We start from the raw sequence: 25,426 nt of genomic DNA on the forward strand, positions 1-25,426 counted from the left end.
CTGGGTAATGCTTCAGAGAATCTCGAGTACGCTTTCCGGTGGCCGGCCGATGGCCGCCTTGCCGTTGGCCAGTACAATCGGCCGCTCGATCAGTTTGGGGGTGGCCACCATGGCTTTCACCAGCTGTTCCCGGCTCAGTTCCGGGTTATCCAGGCCCTGTTCCTTGTATTCGCTTTCTTTAGTACGCATCAGCTGGCGGGGCTCGCAGCCCAGCAGGTCAAGGATATGTAACAGTTCCTGCTCTGTCGGAGGCGTCTCCAGGTAGCGTATAATCTCCGGTTCGATGCCCTTTTGCTGAATCAGCTCAAGGGTCTGCCGTGATTTGGAGCACCGTGGGTTATGGAAAATGCGGGTTGGTTCTGTCATGGTCATGCCCGGTTTACAGTAATGGTTGCTGTCCTTTCGAAGGGCGGTAGTCTAACAGGAGGATATCCCTTGCAGTACCCTCGGCCGTTCATGCGTTCTCTGGCTTTAATTACGCTGGTTTTAGCGGCAGCGACCATCACCGGTTGTGAAAAAACCGAGCTGCAGCGTGCCGACGGTACGGCCGTGAACTGGGATGATTTTCGTGGCCGCTGGGTCTTGGTGAACTACTGGGCAGAATGGTGCAAGCCTTGCCTGGAGGAAATTCCCGAGCTGAATGAACTGGACAAGGCGCCGGACATCTCGGTGCTGGGTGTGAATTTTGACGGCGTTACCGGCCCGGCACTGGAACAGCTGGGAGAGGAAATGGGCATCGAGTTCCTGATGCTGGGCCAGGACCCGGGCCCGGAATTCGGCTGGAAAATGCCTGTAGGGTTGCCCGCCACATTTATTGTTGACCCCTCCGGCAACCTGGTTGAAACCCGGTTCGGGCCACAAACCGAAGAAGACATCCGCACATTGATTGGCAACTGACCATGGCAAACACTTTCGTTCACCTGCGCGTACATTCCGAATATTCCATGGTGGATGGCCTGGTTCGGGTCAAGCCGCTGATCGGCCGCGTGGCGGAGCTGGGCATGCCCGCCGTCGGCCTGACCGAACAATCCAATATGTGCTCCCTGGTGCGCTTCTACAAGGCCGCCATGGGCGCCGGCGTCAAACCGATCATCGGTGCGGACCTGTGGCTGGAAAACCCGGATGAGCCGGAGAACCCGTTCCGCCTGACCCTGCTGGCCCGCAACAATGACGGGTACCTGAATCTCACCGAAATCATCTCTCTCGGTTATACCGAAGGCCAGCGTTACGGCAAGCCGATTATCCGCAGGGAATGGCTGGAAGCCCGGCCGGCGGGTCTGATTGCCTTGTCCGGTGCCAAGATGGGGGATGTGGGTAAGGCTTTGCTGGCGGGCAAGCCGGAACTGGCCCGGGAGCGTGCCGAATACTGGATGAACCTGTACCCGGGCAGCTACTACCTGGAGCTGCAGCGTACCGGCCGGGGCGGTGATGAAGACTGCCTGCATATGAGCGTGGAACTGGCAGCTGAACTGGGCCTGCCGGTGGTAGCTACCAACGACGTGCACTTCCTGCAGGCGGACGATTTCGAAGCCCACGAGGCCCGGGTCTGTATTGGTGAAAGCCGGACCCTGGATGACCCCAGGCGGGATCGTCGCTTCAGCGATCAGCAATACCTGCGTAGCGCCGAGGAAATGATCGAGCTGTTCTCGGACATTCCCGAGGCCGTCGAGAACACCGTGGAAATCGCAAAACGCTGTTCGGTGAAAGTGCGCATGGGCGAGTACTTCCTGCCCAACTATCCGATCCCGGATGGCATGACCATGGACGATTACTTCCGCCATGTGTCCGAAGAAGGGCTGGAAGCGCGCCTTGCCAAGACCCTGAGCAAGGACGACCCGGAATACGACCAGAAGCGCGAAGACTATTACAAACGCCTGAAGTTCGAGCTGGATATCATCATCCAGATGGGGTTCCCGGGTTACTTCCTGATCGTTATGGACTTCATCAAGTGGGCCAAGAATAACGGCGTGCCGGTGGGCCCGGGCCGGGGTTCCGGTGCCGGCTCCCTGGTCGCCTATGCGCTGCTGATCACCGACCTGGACCCGCTGGAATACGACCTGCTGTTCGAGCGGTTCCTGAACCCGGAACGGGTATCCATGCCCGACTTCGACGTCGACTTCTGCATGGAAGGCCGGGACCGGGTCATCGAATACACCGCCCAGAAGTACGGCCGGGAAGCGGTTTCCCAGATCATCACCTTCGGTACCATGGCCGCCAAGGCGGTGGTGCGGGACGTTGCCCGGGTGCAGGGCAAATCCTACGGCCTGGCAGACAAGCTCTCCAAGCTGATTCCCTTTGAAGTAGGCATGACCCTCAACAAGGCCATCGAACAGGAGCCCCAGCTCAAGGAATTCCTGGAACAGGATGAAGAAGCCCAGGAAATCTGGGAAATGGCCCTGAAGCTTGAAGGCGTGTGCCGGAACGCCGGTAAACACGCCGGGGGTGTGGTGATCGCGCCCACCAAGATTACGGATTTCTCGCCGCTGTACTGCGACGATGAGGGCGGAAGCCTGGTCACCCAGTTCGATAAAGGCGACGTGGAAGACGCCGGGCTGGTGAAGTTCGACTTCCTGGGCCTTCGGACCCTGACCATCATCAAGTGGGCCTTGGGCATGATCAACCCGCGCCGGCAAGAGCGCGGGCTTGGTGACCTGGACATCAGCACCATTCCGCTGGATGACAAGCCCTCGTTCGACCTGTTGAAAAAGGCCGAAACCACCGCGGTGTTCCAGCTGGAATCCCGCGGCATGAAAGACCTGATCCGACGCCTGCAGCCGGACTCCCTGGAAGACATGATCGCCCTGGTGGCCCTGTTCCGCCCGGGGCCGCTGCAGTCCGGTATGGTAGATGACTTTATCGACCGTAAGCATGGTCGCCAGCCGATGTCTTATCCGCACCCGGATTATCAGTATCAAGGCCTGAAACCGGTATTGGAGCCCACTTACGGGGTCATCCTGTACCAGGAGCAGGTCATGCAGATTGCCCAGGTGATGGCCGGCTATACGCTGGGCGGTGCCGACATGCTGCGCCGGGCCATGGGTAAGAAAAAGCCGGAGGAGATGGAGAAGCAGAAAGCCATCTTCCTGGACGGTTGTGAGAACAACGGCATCGATAAAACCCTGGCCGAGAATATCTTCGACCTGGTAGAAAAGTTCGCCGGCTACGGCTTCAACAAATCTCACTCCGCAGCGTACGCGCTGGTGTCCTACCAGACCCTGTGGCTGAAAACCCACTACCCGGCCGAGTTCATGGCTGCGGTACTTACTGCCGATATGCAGAACACCGACAAGGTGGTCACGCTGGTGGAAGAGTGCCGGAACATGAAGCTGGACCTGCTGGTGCCGGATGTCAGCCGTTCTGCCTACACCTTCACGGTGAATGACGATGGCCAGATTGTTTACGGCCTGGGCGCGATCAAGGGCCTGGGTGAAGGTCCCATCGAAAGTATTGTTGAGGCGGCCAAAGACGGCCCGTTCCAGGATATCTTCGATTTCTGCCGTCGCATCGACCTGAAAAAGGTGAACAAGCGGGCCATGGAAGCCCTGATCCGCTCCGGTGCGATGGATAAGTTAGGCGCGGGCCGTGCCCAGCTGATGGCGAGCATCGAGAAGGCCATACAGCAAGCCGACCAGCAATCCCGTAACGATGCCGCTGGCATGGTGGATATGTTCGGCGAAATGCTCGAAGGCGGCGGCGAAGACGGTGATCCCTACGCAGATGTGGCCAACGTGCGCGAGTGGCCGGAGAAAGAACGGCTCAAGGGTGAGAAAGACACCCTGGGTATTTACCTTACCGGCCACCCGTTTGACGAATACGAGCGGGAAGTGCGGCGCTTTGTCCGTAACTCCATTGCCGACCTCAAGCCCAATAAGTCGCCCCAGCGGGTGGCCGGGCTGGTGGTGGCCCAGCGCACCATGAAAACCCGTACCGGCTCCACCATGTGCTTTATCACCCTGGATGACCGCAGCGCCCGTATTGAGGCCACGCTGTTCTCGGAAGCATTTTTCGAAAACCGCGAGCTGCTGCAGTCGGACCAGGTGATTGTGGTGGAAGGGCAGGTCAGCCACGACGATTATTCCGGCCAGATGAAAATGCGGGTCAGCTCGGTGATGGACGTAGCCACCGCCCGGCAGCAGTTCAGCCGGGGTATCCGGCTGGCCCTGCATGCTGACCAGCTGCAGAACGGCCTGCTGGACAAACTCGACGACACGCTGCGGCCTTTCCGTAACGAAGGCAGCCCGGTGTGGATCGAATACAGCAGTGCCGAGGCCAGCACCCGGATTGAGCTTGGGCCATCCTGGCGGGTGCAGCCCGATGACAACCTGTTGTTCGAGTTGAAACACCTGGTGGGAGAGAAGTCGGTGGAGTTGGTCTATGATTAAGACCAATGTCCGCTTTAGTTGAGCGTTTTGCGCTGCTATCTTTGTCCCAAATTCTGGTTATGGTGGGTTGACCGCCCACCTGGCAAGCAAATGATGGAACATCATGAACCCTAATTACCTGGATTTCGAACAGCCGATCGCCGACCTGGAAGCCAAGATTGAAGAGCTTCGCATGGTGGGTAACGACACCGACATCAATATCACTGATGAAATCAGTCGTCTGAAGAAGAAAAGCGTCAGCCTGACGGAAACCATCTTTTCAGACCTCAAGCCCTGGGACGTAGCTCGCCTGGCCCGCCATCCGCGCCGCCCCTACACCCAGGACTATATCGACCTGATTTTTGAGGATTTTGACGAACTGCACGGCGACCGTCGCTATGCGGATGACTTGTCCATCATTGGCGGCACCGCTCGCCTGGACAACAAGCCCGTGATGGTGATTGGTCACCAGAAAGGCCGCGAAGTGCGTGACAAGGTCAAGCGCAACTTCGGCATGCCGCGCCCGGAAGGCTACCGCAAGGCCCTGCGCCTGATGGAAATGGCCGAGCGCTTCAAGATGCCGATCCTGACCTTTATCGATACCCCGGGCGCCTATCCCGGTATCGGCGCCGAAGAGCGTGGCCAGAGTGAAGCCATCGCCTTTAACCTGGCGGTGATGTCGCGCCTGAAAACCCCCGTTATCTCCACCGTGATCGGTGAGGGTGGTTCCGGTGGTGCACTGGCCATTGGCGTGTGCGACCAGCTGAACATGCTTCAGTACTCCACCTACGCGGTTATCTCCCCTGAGGGTTGCGCGTCGATTTTGTGGAAGAGTGCGGAGTATGCCTCCCAGGCTGCGGAAGCTATGGGTGTAACTGCCCAGCGCCTGAAAGAGCTGGGTGTTGCGGACAACGTGATTGCGGAGCCCCTCGGTGGTGCCCACCGCAATCCGGAAAAAATGGCCGAGACCCTGAAAACGACCTTGGGTCAGGGCATTGACGAGCTGAGCCGTTTACCCCTGGACGAGCTGGTAAGCCGCCGTTACGAGCGCTTAACCAAGTATGAAGGCGGGCGGTAACACCGCCCGGGCTTCTGGCTGGCCCGGCGACCTGCTCGGGCCGGTCAGTCAACTTCCCGAATATTCCCGTCTCTGGGTGGCCTTCAGCGGCGGCCTGGATTCCACGCTGTTATTGCAGGCTGCCTCTGCCTGCCACCCCTCTGTTACTGCCCTGCACATCAATCATCAGCTCCAGCCCAATCATCAGCAGACCGAGCAATTCTGCCGGGATGTCTGCGAGCAGCTGGGTGTTGAATTGTCCGTTGCGCGGGTGGATGTCCCGGTTGGTGCCAGGGGTGCTGGCGGCCTGGAAGATGCGGCCCGTACAGCCCGTTATGAGGTGTTTCACAACACCCTGAACCCGGGCGACATGTTATTGATGGCCCACCACGCCGATGACCAGGCAGAAACGGTCCTTTTCCGGCTGTTGCGGGGCTCCGGTGTCAGCGGGCTGGCCGGAATGCCGAAAACGCGGCCGTTAGGCAAGGGCACCCTGTACCGGCCCTGGCTCGGGGTCAGTCGCGACAGGCTGGAGCAGGTGGCGACGAAACTTGGTGTGCGCTGGGTAGAAGACCCCAGCAACCAGAGCCGGCAGTTCGACCGCAATTACCTGCGCCACAGTGTTCTGCCGGGCTTGAAGGATCGTTGGCCCGGTTTGTTGAAGCGGGTTGCCCACAGTGCCCGATCCTGCGCCGAAAGTGACCAGTTGAATCAACGCCTGGCGGAACTTCAGTGGCAGATCTGTTCCGATAGCGGCCGCCTGGCGATTGAGCCGTTCTCCGCCCTGAGTGCCCCCGAGCGCCGTAACCTGGTGCGTTGGTGGATTCAGCGCGAGGGTTTCCCGCCGCCGGCTTTGGCAGGCTGGGACCAGGTTCTGGCTGAACTGCTTGAAGCCGGAGAGGATCGGGAGCCGGAGCTCCGGGGCGATGGATTCAGCCTGCGCCGTTACCGGGGGCATATTTACCTGGTGCCGGATAATCCTCCCGCGCCAGACCCAGTAGCGCTTACCCCCGGGTCGCCAGTGCGTTGGCCCGGCTGGTTGCTGTCGCTGAAATCGGTTGCCCCGGCAGAACAGCAAACAACGCCGCCGCCAATAAGGGTATCTACGAGGCAGGGTGGTGAGCGGGTCCGGCTGGCCCCGGGTAAGCCCTCCCGTGCGTTGAAAACCTGGCTGCAGGAACAGTCCGTTCCACCCTGGGAGCGCTCAGTATTACCGCTGGTCTGGCGGCAAACCAGCGAGGGCGAAGAGCTGATCGGGATTGGCGATTTGTGGTGTTCTGAACAATACTCGGGAGGCGCCCCTGCCACCGGCTGGCGGCTGATTGTGGAGAGGGATTGTGATTGAGTACAGAGGGGCTTTCTGGTAGTCTGGCGTCCCATCTTGAGATGAACAATCTCCCTCCTTCACCGAACCAGATAATCACGGAATCTGCATGACGCGTTATATTTTCGTCACCGGCGGTGTCGTGTCCTCATTAGGCAAAGGTATTGCGTCTGCCTCACTGGCAGCCATCCTCGAGGCACGCGGCCTGAAGGTCACTATTCTCAAGCTGGACCCGTACATCAACGTGGACCCCGGCACCATGAGCCCGTTCCAGCACGGTGAGGTTTTTGTCACCGAAGACGGCGCGGAAACCGACCTTGACCTGGGCCACTACGAACGCTTTATTCGTACCCCCATGAGCAAGCGCAATAACTTCACCACCGGCCGGGTGTACGAAGAAGTTATCCGCAAAGAGCGTCGTGGCGATTATCTTGGCGGTACTGTGCAGGTGATCCCGCACATCACCGACGAAATCAAGCGCCGTGTGGTTGAAGGCGCAGCCGGTGCCGACGTGGCACTGATTGAAGTCGGCGGCACAGTGGGCGATATCGAATCCCTGCCGTTCCTCGAAGCCTGTCGCCAGCTGAAGGTGGAAGTAGGCTCCCAGCGTGCCCTGTTCATGCACCTGACCCTGGTGCCCTACATTGCCACCGCCGGCGAGATCAAAACCAAGCCGACCCAGCATTCCGTGAAAGAAATGCGCTCCATCGGCCTGCAGCCAGACATTCTGCTGTGCCGTTCCGAGCACGAAGTGGATGCCAGCTCCCGTCGCAAGATTGCTCTGTTCACCAACGTGGAAGAGCGTGCGGTCATCCCGATGCAGGATGCCAAGTCCATCTACGCCATTCCGCGCATGCTGCACGAATACGGACTGGACCAGCTGGTTATCGAGCGCTTCGGCCTGGATGCCCGTGAAGCAGACCTGGGTGAGTGGGACGCTGTTGTGGAATCCCTGATGAATCCGCAGCAGGAAGTCACCATCGCCATGGTCGGCAAGTACATGGAGCTGCTGGACGCCTACAAATCCCTGATCGAGTCCCTGCTGCACGCCGGCATCAAGACCCGCACCAAGGTGAACATCAGCTACATCGACTCCGAAGACATCGAGCGTGACGGCACCGCCGTGCTGGAATCTGCTGATGCAATCCTGGTGCCCGGTGGCTTTGGTGAGCGTGGCGTGGAAGGCAAGATCCGCACGGTTCAGTATGCCCGTGAGAACAAGGTTCCGTATCTGGGCATCTGTCTGGGTATGCAGGTGGCGGTTATCGAATACGCCCGTAACGTGGCCGGCCTGAAAGACGCCCACAGCACCGAGTTCCGTGAGCACACCCCGGAGCCGGTCGTCGGCCTGATTACCGAGTGGCTCGACGCCAGCGGTGCTACCGAAGCACGCACCGAAGCCTCTGACCTTGGTGGCACCATGCGCCTTGGCGCCCAGGATTGCGTACTGACGGACGGCTCCAGCATCGCCGCCTGCTACGGCAAGAAAACCATTCGCGAACGTCATCGCCACCGTTACGAAGTCAACAACCACTTCCTGCCAAAGCTGGAAGAGGCTGGCCTGATCATCTCCGGCCGCTCCGCTGACGGCAAACTGGTTGAAGTGGTGGAAGCGCCGGAACATCCGTGGTTCGTGGCGTGCCAGTTCCATCCGGAATTCACCTCGACACCCCGCGACGGCCACCCGCTGTTCAAGGGCTTTGTTGAGGCAGCACTGGCCAACAAAAAGGGATCCTGAGTATGGCCCGCAGCAACCTGAACGTCTCGGGAATCGAAATCGCCAACGACAAGCCCTTTGTGCTGTTCGGCGGCATGAACGTACTCGAGTCCAGGGAACTGGCGTTTGAAGTGGCCGAAAAGTACGTGGATGTCTGCGGCAGGCTGGGCATCCCGTACGTGTTCAAAGCCTCCTTCGACAAGGCCAACCGCTCGTCCATCAACTCCTTCCGGGGCCCCGGCCTCGAGAAGGGGCTGCAGATCCTGGCAGACATCAAAAGCAAATTCGGCGTGCCCATCATCTCTGACGTGCACGAACCGGAGCAGGCGGCGCCTGCAGCTGAAGTCTGCGACATCATCCAGTTGCCGGCATTCCTGAGCCGTCAGACCGACCTGGTGGTGGCCATGGCCAAGACCGGTGCGGTCATCAACATCAAGAAAGCCCAGTTCTTGGCTCCCCAGGAAATGAAGCACATCATCACCAAGTGCGAAGAAGCCGGCAACGACCAGGTTATCCTGTGCGAGCGCGGCAGCAGCTTCGGCTACAACAACCTGGTGGTCGACATGCTGGGCTTCGGCATCATGAAGCAGATGAACGTGCCGGTGTTCTTTGACGTCACGCACTCCCTGCAGATGCCTGGCGGCCGGGCCGACTCGGCCGGTGGCCGACGCGCCCAGGTGACCGACCTGGCACTGGCTGGTATGTCCCAGGGCCTGGCAGGTTTGTTCCTGGAAGCCCATCCTGACCCGGACAAAGCTATGTGTGATGGCCCCTGTGCCCTGCGCCTGAGCCAGCTGGAGCCGTTCCTGGAGCGCGTGAAAGCTGTGGATGACCTGGTAAAAAGTTTTAAACCTATCGACACCGCCTGATTGGCGGTGTCGGCTATTTGAAAGACCGCATATTCCTGAGGTTGCCAAACCTGACGGCATACTGCGGACTACGAGAGCGAATGACTGGAAAGCCTTGGCGAAAATTTCGAAGGCCAAGGGTGGCCTGAGAGAAGCGCACATGGATGTGCTCGTAGCGGTTTTCGCCAAGGCTTTCCAGTTGTTCGCTCCGGCACCAAATTAAAAGTTAAGACTGGAGAAACAACCGAATGACCAAGATTGCCAACATCAAAGCTCGTGAGGTTCTGGATTCACGCGGTAACCCTACCGTTGAAGCCGACGTGATTCTGGAAGACGGTACGCTGGGTCGCGCTTGTGCGCCCTCCGGTGCGTCTACCGGTTCCCGTGAAGCGCTGGAACTGCGTGACGGCGACAAATCCCGTTACCTTGGTAAAGGTGTTCGCAAAGCCGTTGAAGCCATAAATGGCCAGATTCGTGAAGCTCTGGTAGGCAAGGACTCTGCAGACCAGCGCAGCCTCGACCAGATCATGATCGATCTGGACGGCACCGAGAACAAAGCCAACCTGGGCGCCAACGCCATCCTTGCGGTTTCCCTGGCTGCCGCCAAAGCTGCATCAACCTCTCTGGGCAAGCCGCTTTACGAGCACATTGCCGATGTTAACGGCACTTCCGGCAAGTTCTCCATGCCGGTACCGATGATGAACATTCTGAACGGTGGCGAGCACGCGGATAACAACGTCGACATCCAGGAATTCATGGTTCAGCCGGTTTCTGTAACCAGCTTCGCTGAAGCCCTGCGTGTTGGTGCTGAAATCTTCCACAGTCTGAAGAAGGTGCTGAAGGCTCAGGGCCTGAACACGGCCGTAGGTGACGAAGGTGGTTTTGCACCGAACCTGCCGTCTAACGAAGCAGCCCTTGCTGCCATCAAGCAGGCGGTTGAAGATGCGGGCTATGAGCTGGGAAAAGACGTGACCCTGGCCCTGGACTGTGCCTCTTCCGAATTCTACAAGGACGGTCAGTACCAGCTGTCCGGTGAAGGCAAGAGCTTTGATTCAGAAGGCTTTGCTGATTACCTGGCCGGCCTGTGCGAGCGCTATCCGATTGTGTCCATCGAAGACGGTATGGACGAGAGTGACTGGGACGGTTGGAAGGTTCTGACTGATAAGCTCGGCAGCAAGGTTCAGCTGGTGGGTGATGACCTTTTCGTAACCAACACCAAGATCCTGAAGCAGGGCATCGAGAAGGGTGTGGGCAATTCCATCCTGATCAAGTTCAACCAGATTGGTAGCCTGTCCGAGACTCTGGACGCTATCAAGATGGCTCAGGACGCCGGCTACACGGCGGTGATTTCCCACCGTTCCGGTGAAACCGAAGATACCACCATTGCTGACCTGGCGGTTGCTACCTGTGCAGGCCAGATCAAGACTGGTTCTCTGTGCCGTTCTGACCGGGTTGCCAAGTACAACCAGCTGCTGCGCATTGAAGAAGCGCTGGAAGGCAAGGCACCTTACCGCGGCCTGAGCGAAATCAAGGGTCAGGGCTGAGTTTTACCGATAAACTTTGACCTGTCGGCACTCGCTGGCAGGTAACAAAGTGTTAAGGCCATCGCGTTCCGGATGAAAATTCGGAAACGATGGCCTTTTTGCACAGTGACTTACGCGAATTTGTTGCTAATCTACTATAAGGTCTATACTTTACGGTCGTAGATACCGTTTAATCTGGTTAAATTCTGAGCTGATTTGGCATGAAAACGCTTTGGGCCATTCTGGTTGTGCTGATTCTCCTGCTGCAGGTTCGCCTGTGGATCGGGGAGGGTAGCTTTGCGCAGGTTTGGTCGCTGGAGAATTCGATTGCTGAGCAGCGGGCGGAGAATGCCGGGTTGGCGGCGCGTAATGACCGGCTGTATGCGGAGGTGCGGAACCTTCGTAATGAGCAGGGTGCTGTGGAAGAGCGGGCCCGCATGAATCTGGGTCTTATTCGCGAAGACGAGACTTTTTTTCTCGTAGTCGAGAACTGATTTCGGCATTGGGTGCTCCGAGCACCGGGGAGTGTCTCTCCGGGAACCGCTACGAGCACATCCATGTGCGCTTCTCTCAGGCCATCCATGGCCTTCGAAATTCCCGGAGAGACACTCCCCGGCGCTCTCCTGACATAGTGCGGGCCTTCCGATTATGAAATCTCAACTTTGGCTTGTTGTTCCTGCCGCCGGCATAGGCCAGCGCATGAAAGCTGAATGTCCCAAGCAGTACCTCAAGATCAATAACCGTTTTATCCTCGATATCACGCTCTCCCGTTTACTGGATAACGCACCGTTCAAGGGGTGCATGGTGCCGTTGAACCCGGCGGATCACTGGTGGCCGGATAGTGAGTCGGCTAAAGATGATCGCATCCAGACCTGTACCGGTGGCAAGGAGCGGGCGGATTCGGTGCTTTCGGCGTTGCATGCGTTGGCGGAGCAAGCGGAGGATTCTGACTGGGTGCTGGTGCACGATGCGGCTCGGCCGTGTTTGCATGGCCATGACCTTTCCAATCTGATTGATACCCTGTCTGAGCACCCGGTTGGTGGGCTTTTGGCGGCGCCGGTGGCGGATACGTTGAAGCTGGCGGGTGGCGGTGTGCAGCCCGAAGTTGAGGAAACGGTAGATCGGAGCCGGTTGTGGCGGGCGTTGACGCCGCAGATGTTCCGGTTTGGTGCATTGCGGGCGGCGCTGGAGTCTTGTCTTGAAAACAATCAGCCGGTCACCGATGAGTCCTCTGCCATGGAGTTTTCCGGTAAGATGCCTGTTCTGGTGGAAGGGCGGCCGGATAATCTGAAGATTACGGTGCCGTCTGACCTTGCTCTGGCCGAGTTTATTCTGGGCCGGCTGTAGGGTTTTCCCGCCTCTCGTTTATTTCTGTTTTTTTTCGGAGACGATCATGCGCATTGGTCAGGGCTTTGATGTCCATGCCTTTGGTGAGGGTGATGCTGTCATTCTCGGTGGTGTTGAGATTCCCCACAGTCACGGCCTGAAAGCCCATTCGGATGGCGATGTGTTGTTGCATGCGCTGGCGGATGCGTTGCTTGGCGCGGTCGCGCTGGGGGATATCGGGCATCTGTTCCCGGATACCAGTGACGAATGGGCCGGTGCGGATAGCCGGGATTTGCTTCGGCGGGTGATGGCGCGGGTACTGGAGGAAGGTTTTTCGGTGGTGAACGTGGATACCACCATTATTGCCCAGGCTCCGAAGATGGCGCCCCATGTGGAGGCCATGCGAATGAATATTTCCGAGGACCTGGGGGTGCCGGTGAATCGGGTCAGTGTTAAGGCCACCACCACCGAAAAGCTGGGGTTCACTGGCCGGGGTGAGGGGATTGCTTGCCAGGCGGTGTGCCTGCTTGAGGCGGTCAGCCTGTGACGGATGCTTCGGTAGAGCCACGTTGGCGGCTGGAGTGGCCGGTTTCTTCCGGGCAGCGGGTAGGTTCTGCCCAGTTGAAGGTGTCCCCTGAAGATTTCCGGGTGACCGAGTGTTTGTGGCCGGAGGTCGAAGGCCAGGCCGGTGGTGCCGAAGGTGCCGGTGAGCATCTCTGTGTGCGGCTGGAAAAGTCCGGGGACAATACCGAGTTCGTGGCCCGGGAGCTGGCCCAGCTGGCTGGCTGCAAGGCTTTCGAAGTGGGCTTTTGCGGGTTGAAGGACCGTCACGCGGTAACGTCTCAGTGGTTCAGTCTTTACTGCCCGGGGCGGGAAGCCTCTGATGCGGAATTGCTCAGTGCTATTGGCGAGCGCTGGCGGGTTCTGAACTGGCGGCGCCACGCCCGCAAGCTGCGCCGGGGCGAACACCAGGCCAACGGGTTCGAGCTGGTGTTGCGCGAGGTTCAGGGCGACAGGGAGGCGATGGAGGCTGCGTTGGCGTTGCTTGCGGAGCGGGGTGCGCCGAATTATTTCGGGCCCCAGCGCTTCGGTTTTCAGGGCGGCAACCTGGAGTGGGCGGTGAATCTTGATGTTTCCCGCCTGAACCGGAAGAAAGGCAGTCGTCATCGTGGTGGCGGAAGTGGTTCGAAAAACGTATTGTACTTTTCGGCGGCACGTTCGTGGCTGTTCAACGAGGTGCTGGCCGCTAGGGTAGAGGCCGGGAACTGGTTTGAGGCCATGGCCGGCGAACCGGAGGCCCATGGCAGCCCGACAGGCCCCTCGTGGGGTGATGGCGGCACTACAGCGACCGGTGAGCAGGAGCAGCTTGAGCGTTCCGTGGTGGCGGGCCATCCGGAATTCGAACGACTGTTTCTGAGTACCCGTATGAAGCCCGAGCGCCGGGCGCTGGTTACGCGCCCGGACAAGCTTCAGTGGCAATGGCAGGACGACAACACCCTGCGGTTACAGTTCACATTGCCACCTGGCCAGTACGCCACCACGGTGCTGGCCGATGTATTCGAGCTGCAGGACATGAGCCTCAGCCGGGATAATAAGTATTAAGAAAGCTAGCGGAGAACACTGTGCGTATTCTGTTGTCGAATGATGATGGCGTGCATTCGCCTGGCCTGATGGCCCTGTTTGAAGGGTTGCAGGGGCTGGGCGAGCTTGCCGTGGTTGCCCCGGACCGTGATCACAGCGGGGCCAGCAATTCCCTGACCCTCAGCCGGCCCCTGACGGTAGAAAAGCACCCCAGCGGCTTCTGGTCGGTAGATGGCACACCCACCGACTGCGTTCACCTGGCCGTTAACGGTCTTTTCGACAAGCCTTTTGACCGGGTGGTTTCCGGTATCAATACCCACGCCAACCTGGGCGACGACATTATTTATTCCGGCACGGTGGCCGCGGCTACAGAAGGCCGTCACCTTGGCCTGCCCGCTATTGCAGTGTCTCTGGTTAATAACGGTCACTTCCATTATGAAACCGCCGCGCGGGTGGTTCGGCTGCTGCTGGAACACAAGCGATACCTGGCCCTGGGCCCCCGTTCGATTCTCAATGTGAATGTACCGGACCTGCCCTGGAGTGAGCTGGCTGGTATCAAGGTGACCCGGCTTGGGCATCGTGACCGGGCCGAGGGTGTTGTGCCGGTAACCTGCCCGAGGGGCAAGCGCCGGTACTGGATCGGTGCCGCCGGTGGCGGTGGCGATGCCGGCCCGGGCACGGATTTCCACGCGGTTCAGAACGGCTTCGTTTCGGTTACCCCGGTGCACATCGATATGACCCGACACGAGGCAATGAGCCGACTGCAAGACTGGGTCGATGACCTTGAGGGCTTCGGGGAGGTGGCGCAATGAATGCCCCGCTTGAAGGCATCGGCATGACCTCGCGGCGCACCCGTTTGCGCCTGGTGCAGCGATTGCGGGAAGCGGGTATCGAGTCGGACCGGGTGCTGGAGATTATCGGCCAGGTGCCGCGGCATATCTTTCTGGACGAGGCCTTGTCACACCGTGCCTACGAAGACACGTCATTGCCCATCGGTTACGGGCAGACCCTGTCGCAACCCTATATCGTCGCCCGGATGACGGAATTGTTACTGGCCCACGAACCGGAGCGTGTGCTGGAATTGGGAACCGGGTCCGGTTACCAGACTGCGGTGTTGTCCCAGGCGTTCCGTGAAATCTTCAGCGTGGAGCGTATCAAGCCGCTGCAGGATCGGGCCAGGGAGCGTTTGCGGCAACTGAATATTCGTAATGCGATGCTCAAACATGCCGATGGTGGCATGGGCTGGCCCGAGAAAGGTCCGTTTGAGGGCATTATTGTGACGGCGGCGCCGATAGAGGTGCCCCGGGAATTACTGGATCAGCTGGCCGATGGTGGTGTGCTGATCGCACCGGTAGGAGAGGAGAATCAGGTGCTGGTCGAGATTATCCGAAGGGGCGACAGTTTCGAGCGCCGTGAGCTGGAACCGGTGCGGTTTGTGCCCCTGCTTGGCGGAGTGGTTCGTTAATGGAGCATAGCCCGGACTCATCGGTGAATCGCAGCCACCATCCGGTGGCTGTGTTTTTAAGGGGCATGGCCATGGGCGCGGCGGATATTGTTCCGGGGGTTTCCGGGGGCACCATCGCGTTTATTACCGGCATTTACTTCCGGTTGCTGGAGGCCATCAGTGCGGCCCCGGTAGCGTTCGTGCGCCAGTTTCTGAGAGGTGACATTCGCGGCTTCTGGCAAGCCATTGACGGCAGTTTTCTGGTGACCCTGCTGGCTGGTGTGGTTGCCAGTGTGGCCAGCCTGGCTTCGCTGATTACCTGGCTGCTGGACAGCCATCCAATCCTGATCTGGAGCTTTTTCTTCGGCCTGATTGTTGCCTCGGTTTGGCACGTGGGGCGCCAGGTCCGTCGTTTTTCGCCGTTTCTGCTGCTGCCTCTGTGTGCCGGAATTGTGTTTGCCTGGTGGGTAACCACGCTGCCGGCCAGTGAAGTGGCACCCTCACAGCTGGCGTTTTTCGGGGCCGGGGCACTGGCCATCTGTGCCATGATCCTGCCCGGGATATCCGGCAGCTTTTTGCTGGTGATTATCGGGATGTACTCGCCGGTACTGGCTGCCATAAAGTCATTCGAGGTGGCCCATCTGGGGCTTTTCCTGCTGGGTTGTCTGACCGGGCTGTTGTCTGTGGCCCGGCTGATCACCCTGGCATTCCGGCATTTCCACGACACGGTGCTGGCGCTGCTGACCGGGTTTATGATCGGTGCCCTTAGCAAGGTATGGCCCTGGCAGGAAACCCTGAGCTGGCGCACCAATAGCAAAGGCCAGGAGGTACCCTTGAGCCAGGCCCCGGTTGCACCGGACAGCTGGGCCGCTTTAACCGGGCAGGATCCGCAGGTTGTCGTTGCAGTGATGATGGCCCTGGCTGGATTGGTGCTGGTGCTGGTCCTGGAGTACGCCGGTCGTTTCTCTGCTCAAAGGCAGGCCAAGGCCGGTTAATAAACCGGGAAAAGTGTTACCTGGTGCACAATTTGATTGTTTCAGAAGGTAACAATCCTGTGTGCCAGGTAACTTGGATTCGATTGTGAATTGTGCAATATATTAACAAGTTAGTCCTGAAACATGAGAAATTGCATCCTGGACGGATGGTTTCTTATACGGTTTTATCATAATCAGGCATTTTTTATACGTGACTCTCTTTAACGGGCGCCATCAAGCAGCATTCCGTGTCAGGGCTTCGGCCCTGACAGGAACCCCGTGCTGCAGACGCCCCGGTCGCCTGGCGCGAGCAGCCGCCTTGCTCCTGCTCGCCCTCCTGTTGCCCCTATCCGGCTGTAACACGAACGCCATCTATCAGGACAATCTGTACAACCCCCCGGTTTACTGGGGTACCCATGTGGTCAAGAAGGGCGAGAACCTGTACCGGATTGCATGGCGTTATGGCCGGGACTACCGCGAGCTGGGTAATGCCAATGGCCTGGCGCCGCCCTGGAACCTGCAGGTGGGCCAGGTGCTGCGACTGGACAAGAAAGGCCGGATTCCCGAAAGCACCAGAACGGCATCTGCCCCGCGCAGCACCGCTCCCGCCCCGCGCCCCAAGGCGGTAACCCAGCGCCCGAAGGCGACAACGCCTCCTTCCACCCGAACTACCCGCCCGGCCGGTTCGGCTTCCGGCAGCAGTCAGACGGTGGCCAATGTGCGATGGCACTGGCCGCACGGTGGCACTGTTATTGCAAAATATTCCACATCCGGAAAAGTCAATAAAGGTATTGATATTGCCGGAAAACCCGGGGATGCTGTGAAGGCTGCAGCTAATGGAAATGTGGTTTACGCGGGAAGCGGGTTGCTTGGTTACGGTAACCTGATTATTGTGAATCACAACGAACATTATCTGAGCGCCTACGCACACAACCGCAAGATTCTGGTGCAGGAAGGGGAGGATGTTAAAGCCGGACAGGTAATCGCCGAGCTGGGAAGTACAGGGACAGACAAGCCGATGTTGCACTTCGAGATTCGCAAGAATGGCAATCCGGTAGACCCGTCCCGATACCTGCCCAGACGATAAATCAGGGGAGCCGGAAGTTCCCTCGTTGATTACCCGACGTCCTGACTGATACCGCACAAGACAAGAACAAGAATGGCAACGGTGGTTGCCAGCCAACAAGCAACTGTCCTGAAGAAAACCAACATTGAAAGCCCGCAATAATAAGAAGTATCGGGCGAAAACAGGATTATTGAGAGGCGGGGTAACGTAATGTCAGCAGAGCAAGAAGACATCATCATTGATCGCGTTGCAGAGATGGAAGACTCAGACGATCATATCTTGGCCGAGGACAAGCCTGATAAGGCCACGGCTGAAGACCCGGTGGCGGAAACCGAAGAGGGTTTTCCGACCCAGGGCAAATACTTCACCAGCGCAAAGCAGCTGGATGCCACCCAGTTATACCTTAACGAAATCGGTTTCTCCCCCTTACTGACACCCGAAGAAGAAGTGTACTTTGCGCGCCTGGCCCGTAAGGGCGAAGAGGCTGGTCGCAAGCGCATGATTGAAAGTAACCTTCGGCTGGTGGTCAAGATTGCCCGGCGTTACGTGAACCGCGGGCTCACCCTGTTGGATCTGATCGAAGAAGGTAACCTGGGTCTGATTCGTGCGGTCGAGAAGTTCGACCCGGAGCGGGGCTTCCGGTTCTCTACCTACGCCACCTGGTGGATCCGCCAGACCATCGAGCGGGCGATCATGAACCAGACCCGCACCATCCGTTTGCCGATTCACGTGGTCAAGGAACTGAACCTGTACCTGCGTGCGGCCCGGGAGCTCACCCAGAAGCTGGACCATGAGCCGACGGCGGAAGAGATTGCCCGGATGGTGGATAAGCCGGTCGCAGACGTAAAGCGTATGCTGGGGCTGAACGAACGGGTGGCCTCCATGGATACGCCTATAGGTGTGGGGAGTGACAAGTCCCTGATGGACACTGTGGCCGATGAAGGTGCGTCTGATCCGGCCGATGTGCTGCAGGATGACGATATCTGCTCCAGCCTGGAAACGTGGATAGACCAGCTGAGTGACAAGCAACAGGAAGTGCTGTCTCGCCGTTTCGGTTTGCGGGGTTATCCCATCAGTACCCTGGAAGAGGTGGGGCAGGAGATTGGCCTGACCCGCGAACGTGTACGGCAGATTCAGGTAGAAGCCCTGCGTCGCTTGCGGGAAATCCTGGAGAAGGACGGTCTGTCGGGTAACTTGCTGTTTAACTAACACATCTGACGCACCACACAGGCAAGTCGGTCATGGTCACATGGCCGGCTTTTTTGTTTAATGTGGCATCAAATGAGAACCAGGTGGTAAATGCCACCGGAACTTCGTTGTTAGAATGGGCCACCGGGCGGAATTCGGGTGTCGACCCGGTGCGAATGAAGCATTCAATAATAACGATCTTAAGGAAGGAAAGGACTATGAAGAAGACTCTTACAGCAGGTTTTGCATCTCTGATTCTCGCCGGCGCCCTGGCTACCCCTGCCCACGCCCTGACCGTAAGCGGTGTGGATGTTCCGGACACCTATTCCGCCATGGGCCAGGAACTGCAGCTGAACGGTGCAGGTACCCGCTCCAAGTGGTTCATGGATCTGTACGTTGGTGGCTTGTACGTTGCCGAGAAAGTCAGTGACGGGCAGGCGGTTATTAACGCCGACGAGCCCCAGGCAATCACCCTGCATATCACCTCCGGCATGATCACCAGCGAGCGCATGACCGAAGCCACCATGGACGGCTTCAAGTCATCCACCGACGGTGACCTGTCAGCCATCCAGTCTGATGTCGACCAGTTCATGTCCGTGTTCCAGGAAGAAATCAAGGAAGGCGACGTCTTTGACCTGGTCTATGCGCCGGGAGAAGGTGTGCATGTGCTGAAGAACGGCGAGCAGAAAGACACCGTAGGTGACCTGGAGTTCAAGAAGGCCCTGTTTGGTATCTGGCTGTCAGACAATCCGGCCCAGAAAGACCTGAAAAACAAAATGCTCGGCCAGAACTGAGTTTCTGGAAGGAGTGATGAAAAAGCCGGCGAATGCCGGCTTTTTCGTGTCTGAGGGGACGCGAGTGTTGGTTACTGATAGTCCCGCTTTTGCTTGAATTCGCAAAGGTCTTCGATAATACAGGCACCACATTTGGGCTTGCGGGCGGTACAGGTGTAGCGGCCGTGCAGGATCAGCCAGTGATGGGCGTCCATAAGGAATTCCCTGGGCACCAGTCGCATCAGCCGCTTTTCCACCTCCAGTACGTTCTTGCCAGGCGCAATACCGGTACGGTTGGAGACCCGGAAAATGTGGGTATCCACCGCCATGGCGGGCTGACGGAAAGCGGTGTTCAGTACCACGTTGGCGGTTTTCCGGCCGACTCCGGGCAGGGCTTCCAGCGCTTCGCGGTTATCCGGCACCACACTGCCGTGCTGTTCCATCAGGATCTTGCAGGTTTTGATGACGTTCTCGGCCTTGCTGTTAAACAGGCCGATGGTCTTGATGTACTCCTTCAGGCCGTCCACGCCCAACGCATAGATAGCTTCCGGGGTGTTGGCTACCGGAAACAGCTTGTCGGTGGCTTTGTTGACCCCCACATCGGTGGCCTGCGCCGACAGGATCACGGCAATCAGCAACTCGAACGGATTGCTGTAGTTAAGCTCCGTGGTCGGGTTGGGGTTGGCATCCCGCAGGCGGGTAAATATCTCGATGCGTTTCTGTTTGTTCATAGGAAGACGAAATCAGCTTCAGGAAATGTTGCCGGTTACCCGGACCCGTTTGCTGCCTGTGGTGGCGGCCACCGGCTCTGCCGCTTTCCGGCGTTCGCTCAGGTAATTGTCGATGCCGTTCTTCAACGCGATCAGCAGGCCAAGGCCTACGAAAGCGCCGGGCGGCAGCACCATAAACAGCATATCCGGATACTGGTCGAAGGGCCGTACTACCCAATCGGCTGCCATGGGCCCCAGCAGCAGGTGCATGTCGGCAAACAGGGTGCCCTGGCCGAGCAGTTCCCGCATACCGCCGAGCACAACCAGGACCGCCAGGAAGCCGAGGCCCATCATGGCACCATCCAGGATGGCCGGCAGCGGTGGGTTCTTGGAGGCAAAGGCATCGGCGCGGCCGAGAATGGCGCAGTTGGTAACGATCAGCGGGATGAAGATGCCGAGAATTTCGTACAGTTCGTAAGTGAAAGCCTGCATCAGCAGTTCTGCACAGGTAACAAACGAGGCGATGATCATCACGAAGGCCGGCAACCGGACGGACTCACTGACAAAGTTCCGGATCACCGAGACGGACAGGTTGGAACCAATCAGCACCAGCAGGGTGGCAATGCCCAGACCGATGGCGTTGACCACGGTACTGGTCACCGCCAGCAGGGGGCACAGGCCTAACACCTGAACCAGCGCCGGGTTGTTGTGCCACAGCCCGTCTTTGATGATCTCTCCGTTGGTTTTGGTAGCCATGTCAGGAGTGCTCCTCAGACAGCGGATGGGCGGCAATGGCCTCGCGGATATCGGCCCGGTGTTTGCGGAAATACACCAGCGTTTTCTGGACGGCTTTCACCACCGCGCGCGGCGTGATGGTGGCTCCTGTGAACTGGTCAAATACGCCACCGTTCTTCTTTACGTTCCACTCCCGGGGCTTGGGATTGTTCAGGGAGCGGCCATTGAAATCATAAACCCAGTCTGATTTTCGGGTTTCGATACGATCGCCCAGCCCCGGTGTTTCCCTGTGGCTGGTTACCCGAACGCCCAGTACCGTGCCGTCCAGGTCCACGCCCACCAGCAGGTGGATGTCACCGGAATAGCCATCGGGGGCCACTGCCGGAAAGATCAGGCCCACCGGGCGGCCATCCTGCCGGGCTACCCATGCCAGTACCGGCCCGGCTTCCGTTGCTCTCTCGTCAGCCGGCAGGGCAACCGCGCTGTTCAGCAGGTCGTTGTTGTGGCGGCTCTCAGGAATAATCTCGAACAGGGCTTTTGCCTCGGCCCGGGCGGCCTGCTCGGCAATCCGGTCTTTGGTGAGGCCCTGGGTCAGCGCAATGGTGCCGCCGGTCAGTACGGCAAACAGGCCAAGGCCGATAGCGCTGCGACGGATGGAGGTGGTCAGTGTGCTCATGGTCAGCCTCCGTTCCTGCCCGGCAGGCCGCGCCGGGGCTTGTGGTGGCCGTAGGTTCTGGGCGGCGTGTAATGATCGATAAACGGAACGGCAAAATTCATCAGCAGTACGCTGAAGGCGACGGCGTCCGGGTAGTTACCCCAACTGCGAATCAGGTAGATGAGCACCCCGATGCCGGCGCCATAAATCAGCTTGCCCTGGTGGCTGGTTGCCGCCGAAACCGGGTCGGTCGCGATAAAGAAGGCACCCAGCATGGTGCCGCCGGCCAGCAGGTGCAGTTGCAGGGGCGCGTATTGGTCCGGGTTGCTGCCAAAGGCCAGGCTCATCAGGGCGATACCCGCCAGAAACGCCACGGGAATATGCCAGGTGATGATTTTCAGGCCGATCAGCAGCAGGCCACCGGCCAGGAAGGCCAGGTTGACCCATTCCCAGCCTGCGGCTATCTGCTCGCCGAATGTCGGGTGCTGCAGCACTTCAGCGGCGGTGTGGCTGGCAATCTTGTGCTTGTACTCATCCAGTGGGGTAGCCATGGTCCAGCCGTCGACCGTTGTCTGACTGGCGGAGAAAATGGTGCTGAGTGTTTCGCCGAATCCGGGAGCATTGCCCCAAAGGGTCGCCGCCTGTGCCCAGTTGGTGGTCATGGCCACCGGGAAGGAAATAAGTACCAGGGCATAGCCGACCATGGCCGGATTGAACGGGTTGGAGCCGAGCCCGCCGTATAGCTGCTTGGCCACCACGATGGCGGTAATCACCGCAATGCCGGAGACCCACCAGGGAGCAAACTGCGGCAGGGACAGGCCCAGCAGCAAGCCGGTTACCGCCGCGGTATTGTCTTTCAGGAAAAACACCACCGGCTTACCGCGGAGTTTCAGAATGGCGGCTTCGGCCGCCAGTGCCAGTGCGATACACCACACCACATTGATCAGGTTACCCCAGCCGAAAAACAGGGTCTGGGCCAGCAGGCCGGGCAGGGCGGCAAGAATGACCCAGAGCATGACCCGTGACGTGGGGCGGGCGTTGTGGGCATGGGGTGACGACTGTTGAACTAATGCCATGAACAATAAGCCTGCAATGGGTTATTCGGATGCGGCGGAGCCGGTTTGCTCAGCGAGAACGTTTCGGGCATCAGCCAGGGCCTGTTCGGCTCGCTGTACCCGGTCGTGGTTCTTGGCCACGGCCCGCTCCAGTTTGTCCACGTTGTCGGCCTGCTGGGCCCGGGCTTCTTCCAGCATGCCTTGCATGGTGTCGAGTTTGCCCTGAGCCTGCATAAGCTGCTTCTCCAGTGCCTCGATATCCGGCAGCGCCTGCTCTTCCCCTGTAGTGTCGGGTGATGCAGTCTCTTGAGAGGGTGCAGGCGTAGCTGCAGCCGCTTCTGCGGTTTTGGCGGCCTTGGCCTTTTTCCGCTCCAGCGCCTGCTGGACCAGGGCGGCCTTGGCGGCACGGTCGTCCACGGCTTCGCCCTGCTGTGCCGCCTGTTCTGCTTCAGCCTGTTTCTTTGCCTGGGCTTCTGCAGCGGCCTTGGCCCGTTCCTTACGGCGCTGTTCCTTCTCTTGCTGCTCCCGCTCAAGGCGGGCCTGGCGGGCTTCGAAACGTTCCCGGGCATGGTCGGATTTCAGCTGCTCTGCACGCTGCTGGCGGATTTCGCCCTTGGCGTACCGGTAATACTGCACCAGCGGGATTGAGCTAGGGCACACGTAGGAGCAGGCGCCGCACTCGATACAATCGAACAGGTTCAGGTGCTCGGCTTTCTCGAACTCGGCGGCCTTGGCGTGCCAGAACAGTTGTTGTGGCAACAACTCCATGGGGCAGGCAAGCGCACACTGGCCGCAGCGGATACAAGGCTGTTCCGGAGGTGGAGCTGGAAGTTCCCCGGCAGTTGCTGCAATCACGCAGTTGGATGTTTTTACTACCGGCACGTCATCTGAGTGCAGGGTATAGCCCATCATGGGCCCGCCCAGCACCAGGCGGTTGAGCTGTTCCGGCCGCAGCCCGGCCTGTGCCAGCAGATAACTTATTGGGGTGCCGATCAGTGCTTCTACGTTGCCGGGCTGTTGCAGTGCTTCACCGGTCAGGGTGACCACGCGGGAAATCAGGGGTTTGCCTTCAAAAACCGCCCTGGAGACAGCCAGCGAGGTACCGATGTTCTGGCACATCACGCCGACATCTGCAGGAATGCCGCCACTGGGCACTTCCAGGCCAGTCAGGATTTCGATCAGTTGCTTTTCACCACCGGAAGGATACTTGGTGGGGATCACCGCAATCTCGATCTGGGTGCCCTGAACCGCTGCCTGCATGGCGGCAATGGCTTCAGGTTTGTTGTCTTCAATGCCGATCACGCAGCGGGCAGGGCGAAGAATCCAGGCCATTACCTGCATGCCGGACACCACTTCGGCGGCATGCTCGCGCATGGTCATGTCGTCGGCGGTGATGTAGGGCTCGCATTCGGCACCGTTCAGGATCAGGGTTTCAACCTTGCGGTCCCTTGGCGGACGCAGCTTGATATCGGTGGGGAAGCCTGCGCCACCCATACCGGCAATGCCGGCATTCCGGATGATCTGCAGAACCTGTTCCCGGTCCATCAGTTTGTAGTCGGAAATCGGGGACAGCTCTGTCCACCGGTCTTCGCCATCAGGCTTCAGAACCACGCACCAGTCGGACATGCCAGATGGGTGCGGCACCGGCAGCTGCTCGACAGCTTCAATGGTGCCGGAGGTAGGGGCGTGTACCGGCACGCCCATTCCTGAAGTAACATCGGCCACAACCTGGCCTTTGAGTACCTGGTCGCCAACGTTGACGACCACTTCTGCAGGCTCCCCAATGTGCTGCTGCAGGGGCAGAACCAGTCGCTCAGGAATGCCTGCTTGCTGAATGGAGCGAGTGGTGGACTGGTGCTTGTTTTCCGGCGGATGAATGCCACCGGCGAAATTCCACAGCTGAGTCATCAGGTGCTGGCTCCCTGGCGGTCCGTGGCAATCAGGTTGGGTTTCGGTGGTGTCCAGGTCCAGGTGCGGATATTCGGTTCCAGGGTGACCATGTCGATGCAGTCAACGGGGCAGGGCTCTACGCACAGGTCGCAGCCGGTGCATTCGCTTTCGATGACGGTGTGCATATGCTTGGCGGCGCCGAGGATGGCGTCTACCGGGCAGGCCTGAATACACTTGGTACAGCCGATGCATTCATCTTCACGAATGACTGCGACACGCTTGGCCTGTTCAACGCCGTGTTCGGCGTCCAGGGGCTGGGGTTCTACGTCCAGCAGTTCTGCCATGGCCTTGATGGTGCTTTCGCCGCCTGGCGGGCACTTGTTGATGGCTTCGCCTTGGGCGATAGCTTCGGCGTAGGGGCGGCAGCCGGGGAAGCCGCACTGGCCGCACTGGGTCTGCGGCAACAGTGAATCGATCTGGTCTACCAGCGGATTGCCTTCAACCCTGAACCGCTCAGCGGCAAACCCCAGCAACCCGCCAAAGACCAGCGCCAGTGCCAGCAGAACCACAACGGCAATCAGAAAGCTTGTCCACATAAAACAACTGCTCCGTCAGACCGTAACCAGGCCGGTAAAGCCCAGAAACGCCAGCGACATGAGACCTGCGGTAATCATACCAATGGCGGCGCCACGAAAGGCAACCGGTACATCAGACACGGCAATCCGCTCGCGCATGGCCGCAAACAGCACCAGCACCAGGGAGAAACCGGCCGCTGCGCCAAAGCCGTACAGCACGGATTCAACGAAGTTGTTGTTTTTATTCAGGTTAAGCAGGGCCACGCCCAGAACCGCGCAGTTGGTGGTAATCAGCGGCAGAAAAATACCGAGTACCCGGTACAGCAAGGGGCTGGTTTTGCGCACCACCATTTCGGTAAACTGAACCACCACCGCAATTACCAGGATGAAGGTGATGGTTTTCAGGAAAGCCAGGTCCAGCGGTGCCAGCAGATAGGTATAGGCCAGATAGCTGCACACCGACGACAGAGTCAGCACAAACGTGGTCGCCAGCGACATACCCATGGCGGTTTCCAGTTTCCCGGAAACCCCCATGAAGGGGCACAGTCCCAGAAACTGCACCAGCACGAAGTTGTTCACCAGAATGGTGCTGACCAGTATCAGCAAATACTCTGTCATCGGAGC

Annotated in this window: 25 protein-coding genes; 17 read left to right on the plus strand and 8 right to left on the minus strand. The window is 59.0% G+C overall.

Annotated elements, in window-relative coordinates:
• Window positions 1–12: 12 nt before the first annotated feature.
• Window positions 13–366: an arsenate reductase (glutaredoxin) gene (gene arsC / locus B2589_RS10115; protein WP_036219981.1), complete on the minus strand. Its 354-nt coding sequence runs from the start codon at window positions 364–366 to the stop codon at window positions 13–15.
• Window positions 367–435: 69 nt separating this feature from the next.
• Between arsC and B2589_RS10120 the strand changes: the two genes are divergently transcribed.
• From B2589_RS10120 to B2589_RS10200, 17 genes are all read left to right on the plus strand, one after another.
• Window positions 436–897: a TlpA family protein disulfide reductase gene (locus tag B2589_RS10120; RefSeq protein ID WP_286816498.1), complete on the plus strand. Its 462-nt coding sequence runs from the start codon at window positions 436–438 to the stop codon at window positions 895–897.
• Window positions 898–899: 2 nt separating this feature from the next.
• A complete protein-coding gene (gene dnaE / locus B2589_RS10125; RefSeq protein WP_286816499.1) occupies window positions 900–4,382 on the plus strand; it encodes a DNA polymerase III subunit alpha in 3,483 nt (1,160 codons plus the stop codon).
• A 103-nt stretch (window positions 4,383–4,485) separates the two neighbouring features.
• Window positions 4,486–5,439 (plus strand): acetyl-CoA carboxylase carboxyl transferase subunit alpha, encoded by a 954-nt coding sequence (gene accA, locus B2589_RS10130; protein ID WP_022990062.1) that lies wholly within the window; start codon window positions 4,486–4,488, stop codon window positions 5,437–5,439.
• On the plus strand, window positions 5,423–6,763 hold the full coding sequence (gene tilS / locus B2589_RS10135; protein WP_286816502.1) for a tRNA lysidine(34) synthetase TilS: 1,341 nt from the start codon (window positions 5,423–5,425) through the stop codon (window positions 6,761–6,763). The genes accA and tilS overlap by 17 nt, the downstream gene beginning before the upstream one ends.
• Window positions 6,764–6,851: 88 nt before the next feature.
• Window positions 6,852–8,480 carry a CTP synthase gene (locus B2589_RS10140; protein WP_273133571.1) on the plus strand — a complete coding sequence of 543 codons (1,629 nt, stop codon included), beginning with the start codon at window positions 6,852–6,854 and terminating at the stop codon, window positions 8,478–8,480.
• 2 nt (window positions 8,481–8,482) lie between these two features.
• Window positions 8,483–9,328 (plus strand): 3-deoxy-8-phosphooctulonate synthase, encoded by an 846-nt coding sequence (gene kdsA, locus B2589_RS10145; protein ID WP_286816504.1) that lies wholly within the window; start codon window positions 8,483–8,485, stop codon window positions 9,326–9,328.
• Window positions 9,329–9,555: 227 nt separating this feature from the next.
• Complete coding sequence (gene eno, locus B2589_RS10150; RefSeq protein WP_286816506.1) at window positions 9,556–10,851, plus strand: phosphopyruvate hydratase; 1,296 nt, start codon at window positions 9,556–9,558, stop codon at window positions 10,849–10,851.
• A gap of 200 nt (window positions 10,852–11,051) precedes the next feature.
• A complete protein-coding gene (locus B2589_RS10155; RefSeq protein WP_058340644.1) occupies window positions 11,052–11,324 on the plus strand; it encodes a septum formation initiator family protein in 273 nt (90 codons plus the stop codon).
• 154 nt (window positions 11,325–11,478) lie between these two features.
• Window positions 11,479–12,177, plus strand: coding sequence for a 2-C-methyl-D-erythritol 4-phosphate cytidylyltransferase (gene ispD / locus B2589_RS10160; RefSeq protein ID WP_058340643.1), 699 nt, complete (start codon window positions 11,479–11,481; stop codon window positions 12,175–12,177).
• A gap of 46 nt (window positions 12,178–12,223) precedes the next feature.
• A complete protein-coding gene (gene ispF / locus B2589_RS10165; RefSeq protein WP_094625622.1) occupies window positions 12,224–12,703 on the plus strand; it encodes a 2-C-methyl-D-erythritol 2,4-cyclodiphosphate synthase in 480 nt (159 codons plus the stop codon).
• The gene (gene truD / locus B2589_RS10170; protein ID WP_286816509.1) at window positions 12,700–13,758 is read left to right on the plus strand and encodes a tRNA pseudouridine(13) synthase TruD; all 1,059 of its coding nucleotides are present in this window, start codon (window positions 12,700–12,702) and stop codon (window positions 13,756–13,758) included. The genes ispF and truD overlap by 4 nt, the downstream gene beginning before the upstream one ends.
• Before the next feature lie 20 nt (window positions 13,759–13,778).
• Entirely contained in the window at window positions 13,779–14,549 is a 771-nt protein-coding gene (gene surE / locus B2589_RS10175; protein WP_286816510.1) for a 5'/3'-nucleotidase SurE, read from the plus strand.
• On the plus strand, window positions 14,546–15,202 hold the full coding sequence (locus B2589_RS10180; protein WP_286816511.1) for a protein-L-isoaspartate(D-aspartate) O-methyltransferase: 657 nt from the start codon (window positions 14,546–14,548) through the stop codon (window positions 15,200–15,202). Before surE ends, B2589_RS10180 begins: the two co-directional genes overlap by 4 nt.
• On the plus strand, window positions 15,202–16,176 hold the full coding sequence (locus tag B2589_RS10185) for a DUF368 domain-containing protein (protein ID WP_286816512.1): 975 nt from the start codon (window positions 15,202–15,204) through the stop codon (window positions 16,174–16,176). Before B2589_RS10180 ends, B2589_RS10185 begins: the two co-directional genes overlap by 1 nt.
• Window positions 16,177–16,474: 298 nt before the next feature.
• Entirely contained in the window at window positions 16,475–17,242 is a 768-nt protein-coding gene (locus B2589_RS10190) for a peptidoglycan DD-metalloendopeptidase family protein (protein ID WP_286816513.1), read from the plus strand.
• Between the two features lie 189 nt (window positions 17,243–17,431).
• The gene (rpoS, locus tag B2589_RS10195; RefSeq protein ID WP_286816514.1) at window positions 17,432–18,430 is read left to right on the plus strand and encodes an RNA polymerase sigma factor RpoS; all 999 of its coding nucleotides are present in this window, start codon (window positions 17,432–17,434) and stop codon (window positions 18,428–18,430) included.
• Between the two features lie 197 nt (window positions 18,431–18,627).
• Window positions 18,628–19,203: a chalcone isomerase family protein gene (locus B2589_RS10200; protein ID WP_286816515.1), complete on the plus strand. Its 576-nt coding sequence runs from the start codon at window positions 18,628–18,630 to the stop codon at window positions 19,201–19,203.
• Window positions 19,204–19,274: 71 nt separating this feature from the next.
• On the opposite strand, the gene nth is transcribed toward B2589_RS10200, so the two are convergent.
• From nth to rsxA, 7 genes are read right to left on the minus strand one after another with little or no spacing between them, the layout of a single operon-like run.
• Window positions 19,275–19,913: an endonuclease III gene (nth, locus tag B2589_RS10205; RefSeq protein WP_273133579.1), complete on the minus strand. Its 639-nt coding sequence runs from the start codon at window positions 19,911–19,913 to the stop codon at window positions 19,275–19,277.
• Window positions 19,914–19,931: 18 nt separating this feature from the next.
• Window positions 19,932–20,648 (minus strand): electron transport complex subunit E, encoded by a 717-nt coding sequence (locus B2589_RS10210; protein ID WP_058340636.1) that lies wholly within the window; start codon window positions 20,646–20,648, stop codon window positions 19,932–19,934.
• A gap of 1 nt (window position 20,649) precedes the next feature.
• Window positions 20,650–21,303 (minus strand): electron transport complex subunit RsxG, encoded by a 654-nt coding sequence (rsxG, locus tag B2589_RS10215; protein ID WP_199455877.1) that lies wholly within the window; start codon window positions 21,301–21,303, stop codon window positions 20,650–20,652.
• 2 nt (window positions 21,304–21,305) lie between these two features.
• Window positions 21,306–22,358: an electron transport complex subunit RsxD gene (gene rsxD / locus B2589_RS10220; RefSeq protein ID WP_199455876.1), complete on the minus strand. Its 1,053-nt coding sequence runs from the start codon at window positions 22,356–22,358 to the stop codon at window positions 21,306–21,308.
• 21 nt (window positions 22,359–22,379) lie between these two features.
• The gene (rsxC, locus tag B2589_RS10225) at window positions 22,380–24,245 is read right to left on the minus strand and encodes an electron transport complex subunit RsxC (RefSeq protein ID WP_286816516.1); all 1,866 of its coding nucleotides are present in this window, start codon (window positions 24,243–24,245) and stop codon (window positions 22,380–22,382) included.
• Window positions 24,245–24,823 (minus strand): electron transport complex subunit RsxB, encoded by a 579-nt coding sequence (gene rsxB, locus B2589_RS10230; protein ID WP_199455874.1) that lies wholly within the window; start codon window positions 24,821–24,823, stop codon window positions 24,245–24,247. The genes rsxC and rsxB overlap by 1 nt, the downstream gene beginning before the upstream one ends.
• 15 nt (window positions 24,824–24,838) lie before the next feature.
• Entirely contained in the window at window positions 24,839–25,420 is a 582-nt protein-coding gene (gene rsxA / locus B2589_RS10235; protein WP_022990084.1) for an electron transport complex subunit RsxA, read from the minus strand.
• Between the last annotated feature and the right edge of the window lie 6 nt (window positions 25,421–25,426).

This window comes from Marinobacter sp. UBA3607 (assembly GCF_002375525.1).
In the GTDB taxonomy this organism is placed as follows: Bacteria; Pseudomonadota; Gammaproteobacteria; order Pseudomonadales; family Oleiphilaceae; genus Marinobacter; species Marinobacter vinifirmus.

What these genes read in the sequence shown, in the direction of transcription:
- B2589_RS10210 (WP_058340636.1), bottom strand. Translation starts at nt 20,648, where the DNA reads ATGGCTACCAAAACCAACGGAGAGATCATCAAAGACGGGCTGTGGCAC.
- ispF (WP_094625622.1), top strand. Translation starts at nt 12,224, where the DNA reads ATGCGCATTGGTCAGGGCTTTGATGTCCATGCCTTTGGTGAGGGTGAT.
- rsxD (WP_199455876.1), bottom strand. Translation starts at nt 22,358, where the DNA reads ATGGCATTAGTTCAACAGTCGTCACCCCATGCCCACAACGCCCGCCCC.
- arsC (WP_036219981.1), bottom strand. Translation starts at nt 366, where the DNA reads ATGACAGAACCAACCCGCATTTTCCATAACCCACGGTGCTCCAAATCA.
- dnaE (WP_286816499.1), top strand. Translation starts at nt 900, where the DNA reads ATGGCAAACACTTTCGTTCACCTGCGCGTACATTCCGAATATTCCATG.
- tilS (WP_286816502.1), top strand. Translation starts at nt 5,423, where the DNA reads ATGAAGGCGGGCGGTAACACCGCCCGGGCTTCTGGCTGGCCCGGCGAC.
- rsxG (WP_199455877.1), bottom strand. Translation starts at nt 21,303, where the DNA reads ATGAGCACACTGACCACCTCCATCCGTCGCAGCGCTATCGGCCTTGGC.
- B2589_RS10200 (WP_286816515.1), top strand. Translation starts at nt 18,628, where the DNA reads ATGAAGAAGACTCTTACAGCAGGTTTTGCATCTCTGATTCTCGCCGGC.
- rsxB (WP_199455874.1), bottom strand. Translation starts at nt 24,823, where the DNA reads ATGTGGACAAGCTTTCTGATTGCCGTTGTGGTTCTGCTGGCACTGGCG.
- eno (WP_286816506.1), top strand. Translation starts at nt 9,556, where the DNA reads ATGACCAAGATTGCCAACATCAAAGCTCGTGAGGTTCTGGATTCACGC.
- ispD (WP_058340643.1), top strand. Translation starts at nt 11,479, where the DNA reads ATGAAATCTCAACTTTGGCTTGTTGTTCCTGCCGCCGGCATAGGCCAG.
- nth (WP_273133579.1), bottom strand. Translation starts at nt 19,913, where the DNA reads ATGAACAAACAGAAACGCATCGAGATATTTACCCGCCTGCGGGATGCC.
- B2589_RS10155 (WP_058340644.1), top strand. Translation starts at nt 11,052, where the DNA reads ATGAAAACGCTTTGGGCCATTCTGGTTGTGCTGATTCTCCTGCTGCAG.
- rpoS (WP_286816514.1), top strand. Translation starts at nt 17,432, where the DNA reads ATGTCAGCAGAGCAAGAAGACATCATCATTGATCGCGTTGCAGAGATG.
- accA (WP_022990062.1), top strand. Translation starts at nt 4,486, where the DNA reads ATGAACCCTAATTACCTGGATTTCGAACAGCCGATCGCCGACCTGGAA.
- rsxA (WP_022990084.1), bottom strand. Translation starts at nt 25,420, where the DNA reads ATGACAGAGTATTTGCTGATACTGGTCAGCACCATTCTGGTGAACAAC.
- B2589_RS10185 (WP_286816512.1), top strand. Translation starts at nt 15,202, where the DNA reads ATGGAGCATAGCCCGGACTCATCGGTGAATCGCAGCCACCATCCGGTG.
- kdsA (WP_286816504.1), top strand. Translation starts at nt 8,483, where the DNA reads ATGGCCCGCAGCAACCTGAACGTCTCGGGAATCGAAATCGCCAACGAC.
- B2589_RS10140 (WP_273133571.1), top strand. Translation starts at nt 6,852, where the DNA reads ATGACGCGTTATATTTTCGTCACCGGCGGTGTCGTGTCCTCATTAGGC.
- rsxC (WP_286816516.1), bottom strand. Translation starts at nt 24,245, where the DNA reads ATGACTCAGCTGTGGAATTTCGCCGGTGGCATTCATCCGCCGGAAAAC.
- B2589_RS10180 (WP_286816511.1), top strand. Translation starts at nt 14,546, where the DNA reads ATGAATGCCCCGCTTGAAGGCATCGGCATGACCTCGCGGCGCACCCGT.